The following is a 20,003-nucleotide window of genomic DNA, read 5'->3' as shown; positions in this document are numbered from 1 at the left end:
AAAGATGATAATATGACAAATAAAACTACAAATGATTATATTTTAATTTATAAATCTCTACTAAAAAATGGTGAGATACAAATTACATATAAACTATTGCTAAAATATATGATGGAGTTAAAGACTGACTGCGAAAAAACTTTTGTAGATCAATATTCTTTTGGCAATCTTTCTCCTGGATATATGGATTTTAGTTATTTTCCTTTTTTTAATGAGTTTTTACGAAACGAAAAGTTACGTTTCGGAATAGTCTTAAATCATCAAAAAATGAGATTTGAGCTTTGGCTTATGGGACAAAATGCACAAATTCAAAAAAAATATTGGAATTTGTTAAAAGACACAAAATGGAATAAAGGAGTGTTAACTATGCCACAATATTCTATTCTTGAGTGCGTTTTGTGTGAAAAACCTGACTTTAACAACTCGGTTCAAATAAATATTGAAATAAAGAAAAAACTTATTTTAATTTCAGAAGAGTTAATTATTTATATCAAAAAGTTATGTAAATAAACTCAAAGCTAAAACGGCATCATCACGGTAATAGAACCATAATTTTGAGGGCGAGGTTGCCCTTTAAATTCTCTGGTTGTAAAAACATGCGTATAGGATATTCTTACTTCGTTTATAGTAACAGCCACCCCGCCGTTCAGCTCTCCCACAAAATTATTTTTTTCTATGCTGTGGCTATCTTTCCAGGTATTTCCGTCTAAGAAAATATTATGTGCAACGGCTCGTCCCTCTGCTCCGGCAAAAAGATAATAACCATATTGCTGTTCTTCAACGCTTTTTTTAGATCTCGGAGTCGGAGCGTCAACACTTGAGCCGGGGCGTATTAAAGAAGTTCCGAAGCTTGAGGGAAGGTTCCAACCAAAACGAAACTCACTACCTATAGTAGCTTGGGTAAAAATATTTCCGACACTCATAGTATGATAAGGCAGTATATCCCAGTTCCAACCGGACCAAGCACTATCTTTATTTAAGCGATAATTTCTTGACCAAGAAAACATAAAGGCCGGTTCATCTCGCAGTTGATGTTCCCAACCATTTGCCGTTTCAAACCCTCTAATTCGGTGTACTTCGTTTTGAGATTGTTCACCCAAGGCACTAGGTCCAACAATACCACCCGTAAGCTCAAAGGTATCCATCTGAGTTTCTTGTTTCGCATGTAAAGCTAAAAAGCCATATAAATAACCCGCATAGGGTCTATCGTCTTTTTGCAGTAAAGTCGTATAGGTATCTTTAGGTGTATAGATTGATTGGCCCATACCTATAGATACATTATATTGGATATTGTCCTCATCTTGTAACTTTTGTATTTTATTTAATAACTCATCGCAAAAATCAGGCAGGATATTGTTATCGGCAAAACTCGCCAAAGGTGGCGAAACAAAACGCATTTGCACGGCGTTTGTATAATATTTGTCTGTGTTATAAAATAAGTCATTTTCAAAATATATAGTCAAAGAACCTTTGGGAATTACAATCGTGTCTTCGGTGTTTTGCTTATCTTGTTCGCTATCAGCTTGATTTTTGTCTTTTTCGGCATACGCATCAAGCTTTTTGGCATCTTCGCTAAAAGAAGAATTTTCATTATTATAAGCGAGCGTATTGTGAGAAAAATTTGTTTCTTGGGCATTGGCGACAGAATTGAACGCCATAAAACTTAGCAACAGAAGCAATATAAAAGATTTATTTATATTATACATAATGAACCGGCAAATTTCTTTATATTTTATTGAGAGTTAAGAATTTTGATTTAACTTTAAATAATGTGAGTAAAGCCTATAAGGTATTTTATTGTTTTCGTCTAGCTCAGAATTAGTATATAAATTGGGAATTATCGCCTTTACAACAGGTAGAGAAAGATCAGAACGAGTTAAATTTATATATATTGGCGTGAGTTCGTTTTCTATCAATAATTCTTCAAGCATTGTTAAAGTAAGTTCAGGCGAACTTAAACGATATGACGGAAGGGCTTCAAAACTCACTTGCTCTAAGCTTTTCAAGCCGGGACCTGAACTTGGACCATCAGGAAAAGGAAACGGTGTTTCGGTGAGTGCGGATATTAAAGCTCGTTTTGCATCAAGCCCGGCACCGGTTGCACGATAAACTTGCCCCTTATTGCCTATTACAAAACACTTTACACAGGGCATTCCCAATTGACCGCTTAAATCTTGAAATTGGATATTTATACCTTGATAACGATAGGCACTAAAAAGTTTTAACAGCTCTTGGTCTTGGGTTTGAATATTAAAGCAAAGTTTTTTATGATAAATATGAGTCGCTTCGGCATCTCTTTCCAAAACCTCGGTTAAAGCAGAAATTTTTGCTTCGGTTAGGCTCTTGCCTGCTGCCAACCCTGTGGAGCTTGGTGCATCACACAAATCAGGTTCATCTAAATTATTAAAAAGATACACAAGTTGCATAGGCACCAAAACTGTTTTTGATGGAGCATTTAACCCACTACAACTGGGATATTCGCCCTTTATAAAATGCAACGCCTGATCTTGATACTTTATATCAAGATTTAAGGTATCAAAGTCTAGAACCTCATAACCTTGAGCCAAAAGAGAGGAACGAGTTCCATAAAATATCTCTGCATTCTCTTGTTTATGCAAAACACCTTGCTCTGTGATTGAGGCATAAGCCGAAGCCCGTTCTACCATTTCCATTAAACAAGAAACTCTTGCAATATCGAGAGTTAAACCTCGACCATAGGTATTGGCTTGTCCTTTTAGTATATAATTATGTTTTCCCTGTTGAACTTTAAGGTTGATATTCCAAAGTCTTTGCAACGCCACAGGGCTAAGCGAGGCTTGGTGGCGCATTTCTCTGCCTGCGATTATTCCACACTCGCTTAAACGCTCAAACGCCACTTCCGCCATTTCTTTGGGACTAGTCTGAACTGTTGTTGCAAAAGAGTTTTGTTTTTCAATTAGCTTATATTTTTGATATAATTCCTCTAAATTGACTTTTGGAGTTTTGATTGCAGCAAGTTCTACTTCTGAATAAAGCGGTGTGAGCTTGATTTCGCTTAAACTCGGAATTTTATAATGAGCCGTGATATTTTTTAAAAAGACTTTACGCCAACTATTTTGCAGCTCTTGATCTGTTTTTACTTTATCTTGTAAATAAACCAAAGGGCTAAAATTTGACAATAAAGAGAACTTAGTTTGATTTTTTATTTGTGCTAAAGCTTGTTCACTTAAAAGCTTTGGATTTATTTCAAAAATTTCCGCCAATAATGCGTTACAAATATTTAACTTATCGAGGCTAAACGTTTGCTGAAAATCAACTAAAAGAGTGTCTATATTAGCAGCTTTCTCGTTGACTAACCGTCTTAAAATATAACGGTGTAAAAAGCTGTCGTTTGGAGTTTTTTGCAACAAGAGCAAGCCTTGTTCAAGGCTCATGGGTTGTCCGTTTTGAGTTGGGATACAAGAAAAAAAACCGGTTGTCGAAGTTGTTTGATCGTGAGTATATTGATATTCCAACATATGAACTATTAAAAACCTGAAATAAATTTAACGTTTGCCGGTTCTTTGCTGTAGGGGCGTACGGTTTGTTCATATAAAGTAAAGCCGTTACTGATACGATTTTTAATTTCACCGCTTAATCTTCTACCGTTGGTTTCAACCTTGGCACTTTCCAGTATGCAACCGTTTTTTGTTTGCATGATAATACTAAAAGAAGCCTTTGCGGTTGGAGAGTGTGCCTCTTTAAAACTACGAATATTATAAGCTCCGTGAACATCAAGATTGATATGCATGGATTTATAAAAATTCTTATATTTTTGTAATTCACTAGTAATCAATTCTGACTCTTCCGGAGAAAAAAGTGCGGTCGGAACGATCATTACGCCACTAGGAAGCGATACGCTCACATTCATATTTTTTAAAGACGGAACTAATTTTATCTCTTCTTTATTAAAAAGACTCCAAATCAATAAAGAAACCAGAGCAACGCCAAAAAGTATCAACAAAATTTTTGCAAACTGCATACAACAACCTTTACAGTGATCTTATTATACGCCTTGCAACTTCAAGATCAGCAGGATAATTTATATTAAAAAAAGGTAACGAATCTTCGCTATTATAATAAATACGTTCTTGTTTATCTATCGGAATAATTCTATTTAGCTTTAATAGCTCTTTTTCCAATGATTCTTTTAAAAGAGGTAAAGACTCGGGTTCGTAAATCGCCGCCAAATGTTCGGGATAACCCGTTTCTTTCTGTACATAAATCGTTAAAACCGTTCCCTGTTTGCGTTGATTGCGACACTCTATTAAGGCATTAATTGTTTTTTGATCCATAAAAGGCAAATCACAAGACAATATTAAACAAGCACGGTTTTGGGAAAGTTCAAGTGCCCTGACTATACCGCTTAAAGGTCCCAAACCTTTTTTTGCATCAGGAAAACAAAATAAGTTAAGGGCTTTGTTTTCACGCCCGCTAATCCAAACATCTAAGCCGGTTTCTGTTAGTAGTTTACAGGTTTTTCCCAACAAATCCAAATCATCATCGGTACTTAAAGCAATACTCGCTTTATCGTGTCCCATCCGAGAAGATAAACCACCGGCTAAGATAACGCCTATAATATCATTTTGATTTAATTTATTGTGTTGCTTCATCATATTTATAGGGTTCTAAAGTTTATGGTTTTACAGTTTCAACACAAAACAGTTTCGTGTTCTTTAAAAACCCCATGATGACAAGGTTGGGCGAGTATAGCCCATACGCTTTGCCAAAATATCAAGAGCCAAAGAATCAAGATCGTCTAAAGAAGCAATAAAGTCATCAAAACGCTCTCTATAATCCGCTTGTTTAATATAGTTGTTACATTCTTTACAAGCATGAATTTGATATTTTGGCTCTTCATCAACGCTGTATTGTTTTAATGACTCTGTGTTGTCGTTAAGACAAAACGGACATTGCAAGCGTTTAACTCGATATTCATGCTGACAAAAGGAACAAGAATCATAAAGAAAACCTTCTTTCTTAACTAAACGGCTCAGAAAAGGTAAAGAACCACAAAGCGGACAATGACCGTGTGTCCAAACAATTCCTGTTTGTTCTGTGTTTTCTTTAAGTATTTCAACAAGCAAGGCTTTTATTTTAAAAAGAGACGGCATTATCGCACTCATAGCAATAAAACGTACTAAAGCCGGAGCTTGTGGAAGCTTTTCAGCCCATGTTTTAAAAAACTTTTGGTCATCTTTTAAAATTGCTTCAAAGGCAGTATTCCAGCTTAATTCTTTTTTGTTAACTTTTTCTTCAAGCTCTTTAATAGCAGAGAGTAAACCTTGATCAAGTTCTTTGTCTATCTTTGAGATTGCAACTAAAATTTCTTTAGCCATTTTTTCGGCGTGTTTTTGATCAAGGGGAAAATATTCTTTGGGTAATAAAGCAACGCCCTGAGAACACTTTATTTTATCACTGAGTTTTTCTTTAGCATCTTTCTTTAAACTAATCTTTACTTGGTCTTGTGAGTTGGCGTCAAGTTCTAATACTGTTTTGATTATTGAAAGCAATTGAGCCGGTAAATAAGATTTTTGAACAATTTCTTGAAAACGACGACTAATTTTTTCCGGTGAAAGTATAGAGTCTGACATATGAGTATTCTCCTAAGATAAAATACATAGCACATTAGATTATTTAAAAGTAAAGTTAAACATTTAATTTCAATAGAGTCAAGTTGTGAAGCTTAAGGTTTTTGTTGCAAGTCTTGGTATACTGTTTTATATTTAAACGTATTTATTTTTCTTTTTAATATTCAAAACTGTGTTTTTTGTTATGAGTAAAAATGAGTTATTTTAATGATTTTATGGACAGCTCTTTAGCTCAGCTTTTAACTTTTTTCTTTGTAATGTTTGTTCTTATATATTTTACTTATCTGTTTAAATACAAAAACAAACAAGAATATATGGGGATAACATTATGGGGAGTATTTATCAAAGAATTAAAAGGACTTTTTCAACACATAATTATTGATATTTTAGTATTGTGTATCTTTTTCTATTTGTTGAGCTTATATTTTTCAACCAATTAAACAGAGGCGGATATTATGTCTTGGGATATATTAGTAAATATATTTTTTATTTTATGTAGCATTATACTTTCTTTAGCAACGCTAACAGAGTGTTTTTATTGGTATGAATATAAAAATTCTACAAGTTCTGTTTTTAATAATAACAAAGTAGCTTGGTGGAAATTAATTTGGCGTGTAATCGAAACTTTTGTAAGCTGGATAGTTGTTTACCTAATGTATCCGTTTGTAAGATTGTTAGCCAAACCTTTAGTCGACAAAAACGGAAAAAAACCGCCACTAATTTTGGTACACGGCTTATTTCACAACGCAAGCACTTGGTTTTTTTATAAACTTTGGTTTAAAAAAGCAGGATATACCAGAGTACACCTATATTCTTATCCCGTTCATGGGAAAGAGCTTTGGGGCTTAACCAAATATCTTGAAAAGGCTGTGTCTGAAGTAGAAAGTTTATACCCCGGCGAAAAACCGATTTTGATTGGAATGAGCCTTGGCGGGCTTATGATTCGCGGTTGGATGAGTGAAACCGACCCTCGTGTTGAAAACAGAGAAAACGGAACGACAAAAACCAATCATGATCGCATCAGAGCCGTTATTACCCTTGGAACACCACATTCCGGTAGTAAACTCGCCGCATTTGGCATAGAAAAAACTTCTCGCAGTTTATCACCAAGCGGTCCGTTTTTTAAAGAGTTAGTGGCGAAAGAAAGTATTACTAAATCTGAATGGATTCCCAAAATAGCGTTATATTCTTTAGCCGACAACTTGGTCTTACCTACTGACAACTTAATGCCCCCGTCTGAGTGGAACAAAGACACTCTTCCTCAGGTTACCCACGTTGCAATGATGCTTTGTAAACGCACATTCAATAAGATGTTGGGACACTTAAATAAGTTGCCTGACAATTCTAATAGCTTTGAGAATAACAACAAATAATCAAAGCGAACAAATCACTTCATACTGAAGACTATTGCAAAATTATATTTTTTATTTAAACCGACTATATTAACTTAACATAATCGGTTTAAATAAATATTTTTATTGCTTTGAACAATAAAGATTTTTTTCAATACTTATTTATTTTATTTTCATAAAATCCAAAGCTTCTTCAATGCTCCAATCATCATGCACCAAACCACGCAACGTTTGAACAAGTTGAGTAACGTTAGGGTGTTGGAATACATTACGTCCAACCGATAACCCGGCCGCTCCTGCTTTGATTGCATCATGTACTACGACTAAAAAATCTTTTGTTGAATTTAATTTCGGACCACCGGCAATTACAACAGGAACGCAACAACCCTCAACTACTTTGACAAAAGACTCTATATCACCGGTATAAGGAACTTTTACAACGTCAGCTCCAAGTTCTGCCCCTACTCTTGCAAGGTGAGCAACAAGTGCTCCGTCATATTCGTTACTGATCATAGGTCCACGTCCGTAAATCATCGCTAAAAGAGGCATTCCCCAATGTTCTGCGGTAGAAGCCGTACGCCCGAGGTCAGCCAACATGGCACTTTCGTTTGTATCCCCTACGTTGATATGAACAGAAACACCATCAGCTCCAAGTTTAATTGCATCTTCAACGGTAGCAACAAGGGTTTTGGAGTTTGGGAAAGGAGACAAAGAAGTAGAAGCGGAAAGGTGAACAATTAAACCAACGTCGCGTCCGCCCTCTCTGGAACCGGCTTCCACCAGACCTTTATGTAGTAAAACGGCATCACCGTGTCCTTCGGCTACCTTATCTACTGTTTCGCGAGTATTAATCAGACCTTCACAAGGTCCTATACTTACGCCGTGATCCATCGGAACGATAACCGTACGTTTTGTTTGACGGTTAAAAATGCGTGCCATTCTTACTTTTTTCCCTATTCTCATTTTTTGCTCCTTAAAAGTGTTTTTAGTTTTCAAACCAATTTTACAAACGCCAAAAACAAAAAAAGACTACGGTGGTTTTCCGTAGTCTTTTAAGGTTATTCAGTAATTTAAACTTTACTTTTCACACAACTCAAAAGAGCCACGGTTATCACCGAAGCTATAAAAGTACCAAAAGAAAGGTACGAAAGAGCTGTTGATGATAACTGGGTTTTGCATTGTAATGCCTCAAGTAAAATTTATTTCTTCTTTTACTAATATAATTCAACTTTCTTTGTCAAGTTTTTTCATCAAAAATAAATAATTTTTAACATTTTTTTTTCTAAAGAATATCTTATTGACACTATTACACAATAGTCTCGAATAAAGAAAAATAATTCTTTCTGCAAAATGATTTGAGTGATATCTTGCAAAAACAAACGTAATTATCTATATTTATTGAATTGTCGCCATAAAAAACAAAACATATTTTCAGTTAACTTTTTCGTTATTACTAAAAAAAATTTTGTTATTTAATATGATTTATTCAGCTGAATGTTCTGCTCTTAACTGTCCACAGGCGGCTTTAATATCTTGCCCTTTACTTTTACGAATAATCGCCGTTAACCCCTTTGACCACAAATATTGTTCAAACGCCAAAACTCTTTCCGAGCTTGGTGCTTTATATGGCAACCCTTCTACGGGATTATAGACAATAAGATTCAACTTTCCTTTAACTCTTGCCATTAACCTTGCAAGTGCCTTTGCGTCATCTAAACTGTCGTTTACATTTCCCAAGAGTAAATATTCAAAAGTTAAGCGTTCTCTAGCTTTTAAAGGATAACGTTCCAAGGCGTTCATTAAATCGTCTAAAGACCAGCGAGCTGCCTTTGGCATTATTTTCGCTCTTAAAGCTTGATTTGAAGCATGTAAAGAAATTGCTAAAAAAGCAAGACCACTTTCCCCAAGTTCCAACAAGCCTTTTTCAATTCCACAAGTAGAAACTGTAATACGCCTTGGTGAAAACGCCAAACCTGCTTGATTATTTAAAGTATGTAAAGAACGCATCAGTTCTTTAAAGTTTAAAAGCGGTTCGCCCATTCCCATAAACACAAGGTTGCGAATTATCGGACGCGAAGGTTGATTATCGCCCAAAAGCTTGCGAGCAAACAATAACTGCCCCAAAATTTCACTCATGGTTAAATTACGCTTAAAACCCATCTGGCCAGTGCTGCAAAAAGTACAGCCCATCGCACAACCCACCTGAACGGAAATACATTGCGTCATACGCTCTTCGCCTTTTTGAGAAGAGCTTGGAATCAAAACAGTTTCAATTAAAGCTCCGTCTTCCAATTGTAATAAAAGCTTTTTTGTACCATCAGAACTCTCTTTAAGTAATTCAAGGGTAGGCAAAATAATAGAAGCGGATTCTGACAAGCGTTTTCGTGTTTCTTTAGACACATTGGTCATAGCATCAAAGTCGTTTACCCCTTTTTGCCAAAGCCATTCCCAAACTTGTTTAGCTCTAAACGGCGGCTCCCCAAGGGATTGCATATATTCTGTTAATTCTTGTTGTGATAAATTTAATAAATTTGTCATAAATATCCAAAATAAAACCAATGCAAAAATACATTGGCTTTATACATATTGTTTTATAAAAAAAGTTTAAAATTGAAATTATACAGGAGGTATTTCTTGTACGTTCTTTAAAATTTCGTCTACTTTAAAATTATACTGATTTGGAAGAAGGCAAGTATCAATAGCAAGATTAGCTTCTTTTTCAAGCTCTATTACCACAGGACGAGGAACAAACTTTCCTTTTGGGTCTTTTATAAGCACTACTTGTGGTTTTGTTCCGCTATTGTTGTTAATTCCACTAACAACCGCCATACTTCCGTCGGTCAGTTTAACAACAGTTCCAACGGGATAAACGCCAAGCATTCTAATAAAACTTTCTACAACACCCGGGTGAAAATCTTGTTCTCTCATACCGTACATAATTCCAAGCACTTTAACAGCAGGCATAGCCGGTTTATAAACCCTTTGGCTAGTTAAGGCATCATAAATATCGACAACCGCCATTAATTTTCCTGCCATAGAAATTTCATCAGACTTTAAGTTTAACGGATAACCCAAACCATTATATTTTTCATGATGTTGATAAGTTCCATCGAGTATTTCTTGAAATATACCGGGAATTTTACTTAATTGTTCATAGCCACGAGAACTATGGGTTTTCATAACCTCAAATTCTAGGTTTGTTAATTTACGCGGGGCGTTAAGAATTTCTTGAGGCACCATTGTTTTTCCAATATCATGGAAAAGTCCGGCTAAACCGTAAAGTTGAAGTTTATCTTCGGGAACACCAAGACCACGAGCAAACGACAAGGTAAAAACCGCTACGTTGACACAGTGGGTATAAGTATAGTTGTCTGACATGCGAAGCTTACAAAGACCCAATAAAGCGTTACTATTGCGTTGTAAGCTATTGAGCATTCGCTCTACAAAAGGTTGAGCTATTTCAACGTGTTCACCCTCAACATGATTTCCATCAATCATTCCGCGAACAAAATCTAAGGTTTCACTACAAATTTTGTTAGCTTCCGCCATCTCTTCGCCAATAGGAACAGTAGGCAAAGGAGTATTCCACTTTTCTTCTTCTGATTGTCTGTTTAAAATATCTTCTGTAGATGTATCGTCGGAAACTCGCCAATCAGGCGGCAAAGAATCAGGATCAGAGCGTTTTAAGTCAATAAATACTTCTAAGAAACCTGAATCAAGAATATTTTCGATAATTGAGGTTTCTTTTTCTATTTTTCCTTCATGTGTATACAAAAAAGGATTCATCAGCCAACTATCTCCCGGATTGACTACATACATTCCGGGTTTTAGGTCTGTAATATTAACTTTTTTCATCAAAGTACTCACACTTATACCTCAAACAAAACATCATAATATATATTACACTATAAAAATCATAAATATTTTATTTATATAAATTTCTTTATAAACAAACAAACCATAACGAGTAGTATAATTAAATATACCTAGTAATATATTTATGCAAGCAATTAAATGCACTTATTGAAAATTTTATTTTTTTATCCAACGCATTATTGTCAGATAAAGTTCATTAGCATCGATAGGCTTGGTAATATGGTCATTCATGCCAGATTCAAGGCTTTTTTCTTTGTCGCCGACCATTGCGTGTGCAGTCATAGCTATTATGGGTAAAAATTCAAAACGAGGGTTTTTACGAATTTTTGCCGTAGCAGAAAGACCATCAAGCTCAGGCATTTGAATATCCATCAATACTACATCATAGTCGTTTTGTTCAACTAAATCAATAGCTTCAAGTCCATTATTTGCTATATCAACAATTACCCCCTGTTCTTCTAAAAGTTCTTGGGCAATCATCTGGTTCATTTCATTATCTTCAGCCAGCAACACACGAACGCCTTTTAAACTAGTAAAATCAGGAGATTGAGAAAGGTTATTCGTGTTATTTATCTGGTTGTTAGACTCTAATGAAAAAACAGATAAAATGCTATGAGAAAGCAAAGAACCGTCTAAATTTTTATCAATAAAACCGGTGATGCCCAAGTATGGAAGCAACTCGAGCTTAGCTTGTTCTGATTCTGTAGCCATCATTAACATTTTAGGAACATTCCCGACAAATCTTTCTTGTAAAAATTCAAGAGTTTTTACTACTTCTTTTAAGGAACCATCGCTATTGATTACGATTAAATCACAGGAAATATTCTTGTTTATTTGAAGCAAATTTGTAAGTTCTTCAAAATTTGAAACACGTGAAACAACACACCCCAAAGTTTGAAGAATATCACTTAATTCATCTTGTTTCGCCAAATTGTCGCAAAACAGCAGAACATTGACTCCACTAAGCTTTATCGCATCTTTTTCCATAGGAACATCGAAAGTAGCGGAAAAGAAAAAGGCGCTTCCCTTACCTTCAACGCTCTCACAATGAATCACTCCACCCATCATTTCCACAAGTTTCTTGCTGATAATAAGCCCAAGCCCTGTTCCACCATACTTGCGAGTAGTAGAAGTGTCTGCCTGTGTAAACGCTGAAAACAAACGAGATATTTGTTCTTGGCTCATTCCAATACCGGTATCACGTACCGAAAAGAATAGTTCTATTTTATTGTCAATATGATTTTTTAAGGCGACACTTAAAGAAACAGAACCCTCTTCAGTAAATTTTAGGGCATTACTGACTAAATTTAATAAAATTTGATGTAAGCGAAGTGGATCTCCAAATAAAATAGGCGGAATATCTTTTTCAGCTAACAAGTTAAATTCAAGCCCTTTTTCTCTTGCCTTATCAAGCACTATCGCAGAGATGCCATTAAGCACATCGCCAAGAGAAAAATCTATACTTTCCATTTCAAGTTTGCCGGCTTCAATTTTAGAAAAGTCTAAAATATCGTTAAGGATACGCAAAAGAGATTTTGCCGCATCTCTCAAACGTTCAACATAAATACGTTGTTTTTCGTTAAGTTCAGTCAACAGAGTGAGTTGTGCCATACCTAAAATAGCATTCATCGGAGTACGAATTTCGTGGCTCATATTTGCCAAAAAATCGCTTTTGGCTCTTGTGCTTTCTTCGGCAGCATCACGAGCAAGGCGTAGTTGTTCTTCTTTTTTACGAATTTCAGTAACGTCAATAAGCCAAACCATAACGGCACGTTCTTCGTAATAGTTGGCATAAAATACGTTGGCCAACATTTTTTTTACAGTACAATTTTTAGACTTTATACTGATCGGCGACCAGCGTTGCATATTACCCTCGGTAATATTATGCATAAGCTCAACGCCTTCTTCAGAACTCAGACAATAATCTTCAAACAAATCGCCTATTTGCATTCCCAAAAATTGCATCGTAAAAGGCGTAACAAAACGCACATTATTATTTACCAAAATAGCAAGACAAACCGGGCTACTGTCCAAAACCTGTTTTAAAAGCATGCGTTCTTTATCGAGTTCTGCCTGAGCCGCTTTAAGCTCTCTCAAATCTCTGGTGTAACCAACAACAATAAAAGCATCTCGCCAATTAACGCGCACAAGAATAATCTCTGATGGAATTTGCTCTCCGTTAAGTTTTTGGTGCATCCATTCAAAGCGTTGATAACCTTCTGAAAAAGCTGCTGTAATATATTTAACGGCTTTTTCTTGAGATGAAATTCCATCAGGCTGAAATTCGGGAGAAAGCTCAAAAAATCTTTGTAAATATTCGTGTTTGTTTTTAAGTCCAAACAGTTTAACCGCTTCTTGGTTACAATCAATATTATTAAAATCTTTATCCCAAAAGTTTGCACAAACAGGGGCGGTATCAAGCATAATACGCCCTCTTTCCGCCGCTTCGTTTACATCGGTTATATCTTGAACCGTTTCCACATAACCGGCTTGAAACCCATTAGGGTCATGGATTAAGGCAACTTGCCCTTTTAAGAATTTTTTTAATAATGGGTGATATAAGGTAAAACTTTTTTGTCCTGCTCCAAGTTCACGGATATTTTCTTTTTCATATCCATAAAGACTGCTTCCAAAACGTTCATTAGAAAGCCCTATAGCCTCTTCTGATTTTTTATTCGGCAAGTCTTCAACGGCTTTAGGGTTTAAATATAAACACTTATGCCCTAAATCAACGATAGAAACGGGAAAGGGAATGCCGTCTAAAACCGATTTATACCAAAGCATTTTTTTGGTAGTTAAAAGTAAGGCTTGATCGATTAAAGCTACAAGCTTTCTTAAACCCTTTTCCTCTTTTTTTTCTTCTCTAAAAAAGGTTGTAAGAGACGATAAACCTGAGGAATTATAAACAAGTGGTGCAAGAGAATTTATTTGCTGAATATGTTTGTTTAATTTATTGACCGAATTATTAAAAATTACTTCCTGTTCTTTGCAGATCTCATCAACGCCACCAGAACCTGATACCTCTGATACCCCTAGCGCCCCAGTTATCTCTGATACTTCGCTCTTAGGTTTGTTGTTTAAACACTTAAGTTCAGAAGAACAAGGTGTTGTATCTTTAATTATTCCAACAACAACTGTTTCTTTTTTACTACGAGAGACAGAACCGGAAAAAGAAAGCTCACGCCATTTTTGCAAATTTTTATCAAACGCTCTAAACACACAAAAAAAGCTGAGATTACTGCTATTTGAAACAAGCTCTTCTAAACTCTTCCTTACTTTTTCCTGATCGTCTTGATGACACGTCGAGGCTATATATTCATAAAAATCAAAAGCTGCTTCTTTATTATCACGACAAAGAACGGAGAAATCTCCAAAACTCGGAATTAACACGGCTTTTGTTTCAATAATATTAAGCTTAACCAAAACAGACTGACTTTGTTGCAACATCGGGTTTAATAACAAAAGCCACTGTTCTGTTTCATCTATAGGGCGTTTTTTGGCTGAATTCATTTGAGCTTTCCTTAATCATGCGAAGAATAAAGCATAAATATCTACATACTCTTTCTATTATATTTTTTTTATGATTTTTAGCAAGAGTGCTTATAAATTGTGTTTTTTTGATATTAACTATAATAAATACAAAACAATATAAGATAAATATCATACAATTTTAAAATAAATTTCTAATATTTTTATATTTTTATTCTTAAACTTACGCACAATTGTGCATAAAAACTTTAAAGATAGGAACAAATGTTCTTAACTTTAAAAATAATATACTAGTGTAGCTAACTTTTACTAACTTACGAACATTTGTGCATAACTCATATAACACATTAATATTAAATACCTTTTATTAAACATAAAACCAAAAATCACCCTTTGACAGCAATATATATATAGTTTATGAAAATAGCTTTGAGATACACCGATCATTAACATTTTTTCAATAGCTACAAGCTTTAAATAAACCCGAGTTCTATTATTATGAATAAAATACAAAGCATTAAAGGTTTTGCCGACTTATTTAGCCCCGAAAGTGATATGTTTACCTTCATGGAAACAATAGCCAGAGAGGTGTTTTCTGCCTATGCTTACTCAGAGTTGCGCATTCCCATTATGGAACAAACAGAGTTGTTTTCTCGCTCTATAGGCGGAGAAACAGACGTTGTGCAAAAAGAAATGTATACCTTTCCCGATCGCAAAGACAGGTCGCTAACCTTACGCCCCGAAGCGACTGCGGGAATTATGCGTGCTTATATAGAACATAATCGCCAAGCGCTTGAACCTGTTGCAAAATATTTTTCCTTTGGTCCTATGTTTCGTTATGAACGCCCACAAAAGGGACGTATGCGTCAATTTCATCAACTTGACTGTGAATGTATTGGTGCGGTTGAGCCACAGGCTGATGCGGAAATAATCCTTATGCTAATGAATTTCTTAACAAAACTTGGATTAAAAAATATAGAGCTTGAAATAAACTCTTTGGGTTGTAAAGAATGTAGACCGGAATATAAAAAAGCCCTTGATGCTTATTTTTCTAAAATACCAAAAGATGAATTATGTGAAGATTGTCGTCGCAGGCTCGAAACTAACCCCTTACGCCTTTTAGACTGTAAGGTTCCGCATTGTAAAGAATATGCCAAAGACGCTCCTATTATTTTGGATTACAATTGTGAACCCTGTAAGCAACATTACGCTTCGGTAAAAGAAATTTTAGAATTGGCGGGTCTGCCTTTTGTACAAAACAACCGCTTAGTAAGGGGCTTAGATTATTATAACCGCACCACCTTTGAAGTTGTTTCAAAAAATATCGGCTCTCAAGCTTCAATCGCCGGCGGTGGACGTTATGACGGATTAGTTGCTTCACTCGGTGGCCCTGATGTTGCGGGAATAGGCTTTGCTTGCGGAATGGAACGCTTGGCAATGTTAATGGAAAAGTTGGAAGAACAAAGACCTGACTTTTTTATCATCAATCTAGAACCAAAAGGTCTGAATAACTCTATATTGTTGGCAGAAAAATTACGCTCAGCCGGAAAAAAAGGCGAACTTAGTTTTTCAGTAAAAAGTATAAAAAGCCAAATGCGTCAAGCTGACAAAATAAAAGCAAAAAAATGTCTGATTTTAGGCGAAAATGAACTGGTTAACAAAACTGTAACAATTAAAGATTTGGATACAGGCGAACAAACCGAAATCAGCCAAGAAAATATTTTGGAACATATTTAAACTTTCAAACTCAACAAAAAATATTCATCTAACGCTATAATAAAAAATTACGAGAAAAAAATGAGCGAACAACAAAGCACACTCGATATTCAAAAAGAACACCAACAATATGTTGAAGACCTTGGAAACTTCAAGCGTACTCACAATTGCAGCGAATTAAACAAAAACATGCTCGGACAAGAAGTCTGTTTGATGGGTTGGGTTCAAGGACGTCGTAACCTAGGAAAACTTATCTTCGTTGATTTAAGAGATAGAAACGGACTCACTCAAATTGTTTTTTCTCCCGATGAAAACGCCAAAGCCCATGAAAACGCTCATATTTTACGTCTTGAATATGTAATTGCCATTAAAGGGATTGTGCGTCCACGTCCTGACGGAATGCCCAACAAAAACTTAAAAACCGGCGAAATTGAAGTTTACGTAACCGAGTGGAAACTGCTTAACACCTCTAAAACTCCGCCTTTTGTTTTAGAAGACGATACTGATGCGTCTGATACTTTACGTTTTGAATATCGCTACCTTGATTTGCGTCGCCCTGTTATGGCAAAAAATTTAAAAATACGCCACCAAATAACCATGGCGGTTCGCAATTATCTTGATGAAAGCGGATTTTTAGACATAGAAACCCCTCTTTTAACCCGCTCTACTCCTGAAGGTGCCAGAGACTTCTTAGTTCCAAGTCGCATAAGCTCCGGACATTTTTACGCACTACCACAATCGCCTCAACTATTTAAACAACTACTTATGATTGGCGGTTCAGATCGTTATTATCAAATTGCACGCTGTTTTAGAGACGAAGACTTAAGAGCCGATCGTCAACCGGAATTTACTCAGGTTGATATAGAAATGTCTTTTGTCAACGAAGAAGATATTATGAGCATGACAGAAGGGCTTATAAAAAAAGTCTTTAAAGAAACTTTGGATTATGATGTCGTTACGCCTTTTCCTCGCCTAAGCTATGATAAAGCCATGCTTGAATACGGTGTCGATAAACCCGATTTACGTTTTGAACTTAAACTTAAAGATGTTACCGAGATTTTAAAAAACAGTGAAAGCAAAGTTTTTGCAGGTGCAGAACTGATTAAAGCCATGCGTATTCCTGATGGTGCTTCTTTAAGCCGAAAAGAAATCGATGCCTTTACCGAACTTGCCAAAACATACGGAGCCTTAGGCTTAGCTTGGATTAAAGTTAAAGAAGACGAGTGGCAATCGCCCCTTGCAAAATTTATCAGCCCCGAAGAAAAAACCGCTTTGGAAAAAGCCCTTGACCTTAAAGCCGGAGATCTTATATTTTTTCAAGCAGGTGCAAAAGATATGGTTAATACGGCTCTTGGGAATTTAAGAATTCAAGTAGCCAAACACTTTAAATTAATACCGGACAATTCTTTTAACCTTCTTTGGGTTACGGAATTTCCTTTGTTTGAATATGACCCTGATTCAAAGCGTTATATCGCTTGCCACCACCCTTTTACGGCTCCCGTGCAAGCAGATTTCGAAAAACTTGGCGTTTCTCCCGATCAAATTAAAGCCAGAGCCTACGACTTGGTTTTAAACGGAACGGAAGTCGGCGGAGGCTCAATCAGAAACCATAACGCCGAAGCACAAAGAAAAATGTTTGCCGCCTTGGGGTTTGATTCCGAAGAAGCAGAAAAACAATTTGGATTTTTACTTGAAGCTTTAGAGCTAGGTGCTCCTCCGCATGGAGGTATCGCCTTTGGCTTGGATCGCTTAACCATGTTACTTACTCAATCTGAATCAATTCGAGATGTTATTGCTTTTCCTAAAACCCAAAAGGCTACCTGCCTGATGACTAAAGCCCCGGGTGAAGTTAGCGAAAAACAACTTAAAGAGTTGAGTTTGAAGCTCTCTGAAAATACTAACGAAAAGAAAAGCTAAGCTGGCTTATAAAAAATTTAAAAGACAGCACTAGGATATTAAAGATGATACTTGAAGTTTTAACCCACCCTGATCCGCTCCTGAAACAAAAATCAGAAGCAATCACCGAAATTACTCCGGAAATTCGAACTCTTGCCGCTGACATGATCGAAACCATGTATAAACAACAAGGTATAGGTCTGGCTGCTCCGCAAGTAGGAAAACAGATCCGCTTAATCGTAATAGACTTATCAGGCCCTGAACTTAAAGAAGAACCTCAAGTTTTTGTTAACCCAACGCTTGAACTAATCGGCGAAAAACAAAAAGCCGAAGAAGGTTGCCTTTCCGTTCCTGATTATCGCAACACATTGGTCAGACACGATAAAGTCTTATTAAAAGCGACTGATTTAGATAACAACAAAATAGAACTTGAAGCTAGCGATCTGTTTGCAATCTGTCTTCAACATGAATGCGACCACCTCGACGGAATACTCTTTATTGACCGTATGAGCCGTTTAAAACGCAGTTTATATGATGCCAGATTAAAAAAACAGCTTAAAGCGGAAAAACAACAATAAGAAATAACTGCTATTTCTATTTAAGGGGTTACGTGCTATAGCGTTAAACCCCTTAAATTATTTATATAAACTCTTAGTAAAAAATATATAAAAAACAAATTTATTCGGAGCTAACCAATGCCACAAGACATCAATACCACAAACATCACCCAAGCTTCTTTTCCCCAAAAGTCTCGTATTGTGTTTATGGGAACTCCACAACTCGCAGCTACTATCTTAGATAAACTAATTAATTGGCAAGGCGGAGAAATTATCGCCGTTTATACTCAACCCGATCGCCCAGCCGGACGCGGTTATTCTCTTAAAGCATCAGAAGTTAAAACTTTGGCTCTAAAACATAAGCTCAGTGTATATCAACCGTTAAACTTTAAAAACCATGAAGACATTAAAAATTTAGCCGCCTTTAAACCTGATTTTTTAATTGTTGCCGCTTACGGACTTATTTTACCCCAAGCCGTTCTTGATATTCCAAAATATCTGCCAATAAATGTACATACTTCTTTATTGCCGTTTTATCGTGGTGCCGCACCAATTCAACGAGCTGTAATGAATGCCGAAGTTGTGAGTGGCATAACAATTATGAAAATGGAAGCCGGGCTTGATACCGGTCCTATTTTACTACAAAAAGCCTTGGCGATAGGAATTAACGAAACTGCCGGAACTTTGCATGATCAAATGGCTGAGTTGGGTGCCGAGCTATTAATAGAAGCGTTAGAAAAAATCAAACAAGGAAAAATACAACCCTTAGCTCAAGATAACACAAAAGCAAGCTATGCCGCAAAACTCAGCAAAGAAGACGGCTTAATCAATTTTAATCAAAAAGCCCTTAAAATACATGCCCATATTCGAGGGGTTACACCATACCCCGGTGCTTTTGCTTTTCTAACAAGAGACGACGAACCGTCAATAAAAGTTAATTTTCTTGCCGGAGAAATGCTTAATGATTCAACAGCTTACAACAACTATATCGCTCTTAATCAACAAAACGAAAGACCAAAACATGGAACAATTTTAGGACTTGAAAACGATAAATTGGCAGTAGTTTGTCAGGATAAAATCTATCTTATTCCCCAATTGCAACCGGCAGGGAAAAAAATTATGTCTGCTGTTGCTTTTTATAACGGATATTTAGCAAAATTTAAACATTGTCGTTTTAGTCTTACGTAAAATTTTATTGTTGTAATTAGCATAAAAAGACCTGTTTTGCCTTTGAAAGTGCTTGACTTTTAGTAAAATGAACTGATATTTTTTACTACCAAAAGATTAAACTTTAAATAAGGATAATAATATGCAAGACAAAGTTTTAAAAGAAATGGAAAAAGCAGGGAAACCGGTACGCCCCGGTGATATAGCCAAAGCTCTCGGAGTTGATTCAAAAGAAGTAAGTAAAGCAATTGATACCCTTAAAAAAGAAGGGAAAGTTCATTCGCCAAAGCGTTGTTTTTATGAGCCAACTCCTAAATAACAAATAAAATCATCTTTTAAAC

At 35.9% G+C, this 20,003-nt stretch carries 16 protein-coding genes; 7 read left to right on the top strand and 9 right to left on the bottom strand.

Features of this window, described 5'->3' with window-relative positions:
• The first annotated feature begins 12 nt into the window (after positions 1 to 12).
• Complete coding sequence (locus tag BT999_RS01085) at positions 13 to 510, top strand: DUF7000 family protein (RefSeq protein ID WP_072695610.1); 498 nt, start codon at positions 13 to 15, stop codon at positions 508 to 510.
• A gap of 8 nt (positions 511 to 518) precedes the next feature.
• Here the strand turns inward: BT999_RS01085 and BT999_RS01080 are convergent, their stop codons facing one another.
• The 5 genes from BT999_RS01080 to BT999_RS01060 form a co-directional block, all read right to left on the bottom strand.
• Positions 519 to 1,658 carry a lipid A deacylase LpxR family protein gene (locus tag BT999_RS01080; protein ID WP_178139292.1) on the bottom strand — a complete coding sequence of 380 codons (1,140 nt, stop codon included), beginning with the start codon at positions 1,656 to 1,658 and terminating at the stop codon, positions 519 to 521.
• Positions 1,659 to 1,742: 84 nt separating this feature from the next.
• Complete coding sequence (locus tag BT999_RS01075; protein WP_072695606.1) at positions 1,743 to 3,497, bottom strand: YcaO-like family protein; 1,755 nt, start codon at positions 3,495 to 3,497, stop codon at positions 1,743 to 1,745.
• Between the two features lie 8 nt (positions 3,498 to 3,505).
• Positions 3,506 to 4,000, bottom strand: coding sequence for a hypothetical protein (locus tag BT999_RS01070; RefSeq protein ID WP_072695604.1), 495 nt, complete (start codon positions 3,998 to 4,000; stop codon positions 3,506 to 3,508).
• Between the two features lie 10 nt (positions 4,001 to 4,010).
• A complete protein-coding gene (locus BT999_RS01065) occupies positions 4,011 to 4,634 on the bottom strand; it encodes a molybdenum cofactor guanylyltransferase (RefSeq protein ID WP_072695603.1) in 624 nt (207 codons plus the stop codon).
• A 60-nt stretch (positions 4,635 to 4,694) separates the two neighbouring features.
• The gene (locus tag BT999_RS01060; protein WP_072695602.1) at positions 4,695 to 5,612 is read right to left on the bottom strand and encodes a formate dehydrogenase accessory protein FdhE; all 918 of its coding nucleotides are present in this window, start codon (positions 5,610 to 5,612) and stop codon (positions 4,695 to 4,697) included.
• 452 nt (positions 5,613 to 6,064) lie between these two features.
• Here BT999_RS01060 and BT999_RS01050 point away from each other — a divergent pair, with 452 nt between their 5' ends.
• The gene (locus BT999_RS01050) at positions 6,065 to 6,982 is read left to right on the top strand and encodes a lipase family alpha/beta hydrolase (RefSeq protein ID WP_072695599.1); all 918 of its coding nucleotides are present in this window, start codon (positions 6,065 to 6,067) and stop codon (positions 6,980 to 6,982) included.
• 141 nt (positions 6,983 to 7,123) lie between these two features.
• On the opposite strand, the gene BT999_RS01045 is transcribed toward BT999_RS01050, so the two are convergent.
• The 4 genes from BT999_RS01045 to BT999_RS01030 all read right to left on the bottom strand — a co-directional run bounded on the left by BT999_RS01045 (position 7,124) and on the right by BT999_RS01030 (position 14,347).
• Positions 7,124 to 7,924, bottom strand: a complete 801-nt coding sequence (locus tag BT999_RS01045; protein WP_072695596.1) for a 2-amino-3,7-dideoxy-D-threo-hept-6-ulosonate synthase — start codon at positions 7,922 to 7,924, stop codon at positions 7,124 to 7,126.
• A 519-nt stretch (positions 7,925 to 8,443) separates the two neighbouring features.
• Positions 8,444 to 9,499, bottom strand: a complete 1,056-nt coding sequence (rlmN, locus tag BT999_RS01040) for a dual-specificity RNA methyltransferase RlmN (protein ID WP_072695594.1) — start codon at positions 9,497 to 9,499, stop codon at positions 8,444 to 8,446.
• A 78-nt stretch (positions 9,500 to 9,577) separates the two neighbouring features.
• Entirely contained in the window at positions 9,578 to 10,816 is a 1,239-nt protein-coding gene (locus BT999_RS01035; protein WP_072695592.1) for a cyclic di-GMP phosphodiesterase, read from the bottom strand.
• A gap of 177 nt (positions 10,817 to 10,993) precedes the next feature.
• Complete coding sequence (locus tag BT999_RS01030) at positions 10,994 to 14,347, bottom strand: PAS domain-containing hybrid sensor histidine kinase/response regulator (RefSeq protein WP_072695590.1); 3,354 nt, start codon at positions 14,345 to 14,347, stop codon at positions 10,994 to 10,996.
• 477 nt (positions 14,348 to 14,824) lie between these two features.
• On the opposite strand from BT999_RS01030, the gene hisS reads away from it, so the two are divergent.
• The 5 genes from hisS (at position 14,825) to BT999_RS01005 (ending at position 19,981) form a co-directional block, all read left to right on the top strand.
• Entirely contained in the window at positions 14,825 to 16,063 is a 1,239-nt protein-coding gene (gene hisS / locus BT999_RS01025) for a histidine--tRNA ligase (RefSeq protein WP_072695588.1), read from the top strand.
• Positions 16,064 to 16,123: 60 nt separating this feature from the next.
• Positions 16,124 to 17,959, top strand: a complete 1,836-nt coding sequence (gene aspS, locus BT999_RS01020; protein WP_072695586.1) for an aspartate--tRNA ligase — start codon at positions 16,124 to 16,126, stop codon at positions 17,957 to 17,959.
• A 44-nt stretch (positions 17,960 to 18,003) separates the two neighbouring features.
• Positions 18,004 to 18,516, top strand: coding sequence for a peptide deformylase (gene def / locus BT999_RS01015; protein ID WP_072695584.1), 513 nt, complete (start codon positions 18,004 to 18,006; stop codon positions 18,514 to 18,516).
• Between the two features lie 117 nt (positions 18,517 to 18,633).
• The gene (gene fmt, locus BT999_RS01010; RefSeq protein ID WP_072695582.1) at positions 18,634 to 19,683 is read left to right on the top strand and encodes a methionyl-tRNA formyltransferase; all 1,050 of its coding nucleotides are present in this window, start codon (positions 18,634 to 18,636) and stop codon (positions 19,681 to 19,683) included.
• 121 nt (positions 19,684 to 19,804) lie between these two features.
• Positions 19,805 to 19,981, top strand: a complete 177-nt coding sequence (locus tag BT999_RS01005) for a helix-turn-helix domain-containing protein (RefSeq protein ID WP_072695580.1) — start codon at positions 19,805 to 19,807, stop codon at positions 19,979 to 19,981.
• Positions 19,982 to 20,003: the final 22 nt, after the last annotated feature.

Origin of the sequence: Desulfovibrio litoralis DSM 11393, assembly GCF_900143255.1 — a bacterium.
Classification (GTDB): domain Bacteria; phylum Desulfobacterota; class Desulfovibrionia; order Desulfovibrionales; family Desulfovibrionaceae; genus Frigididesulfovibrio_A; species Frigididesulfovibrio_A litoralis.
This window is presented reverse-complemented; position numbering and strand designations above follow the sequence as displayed.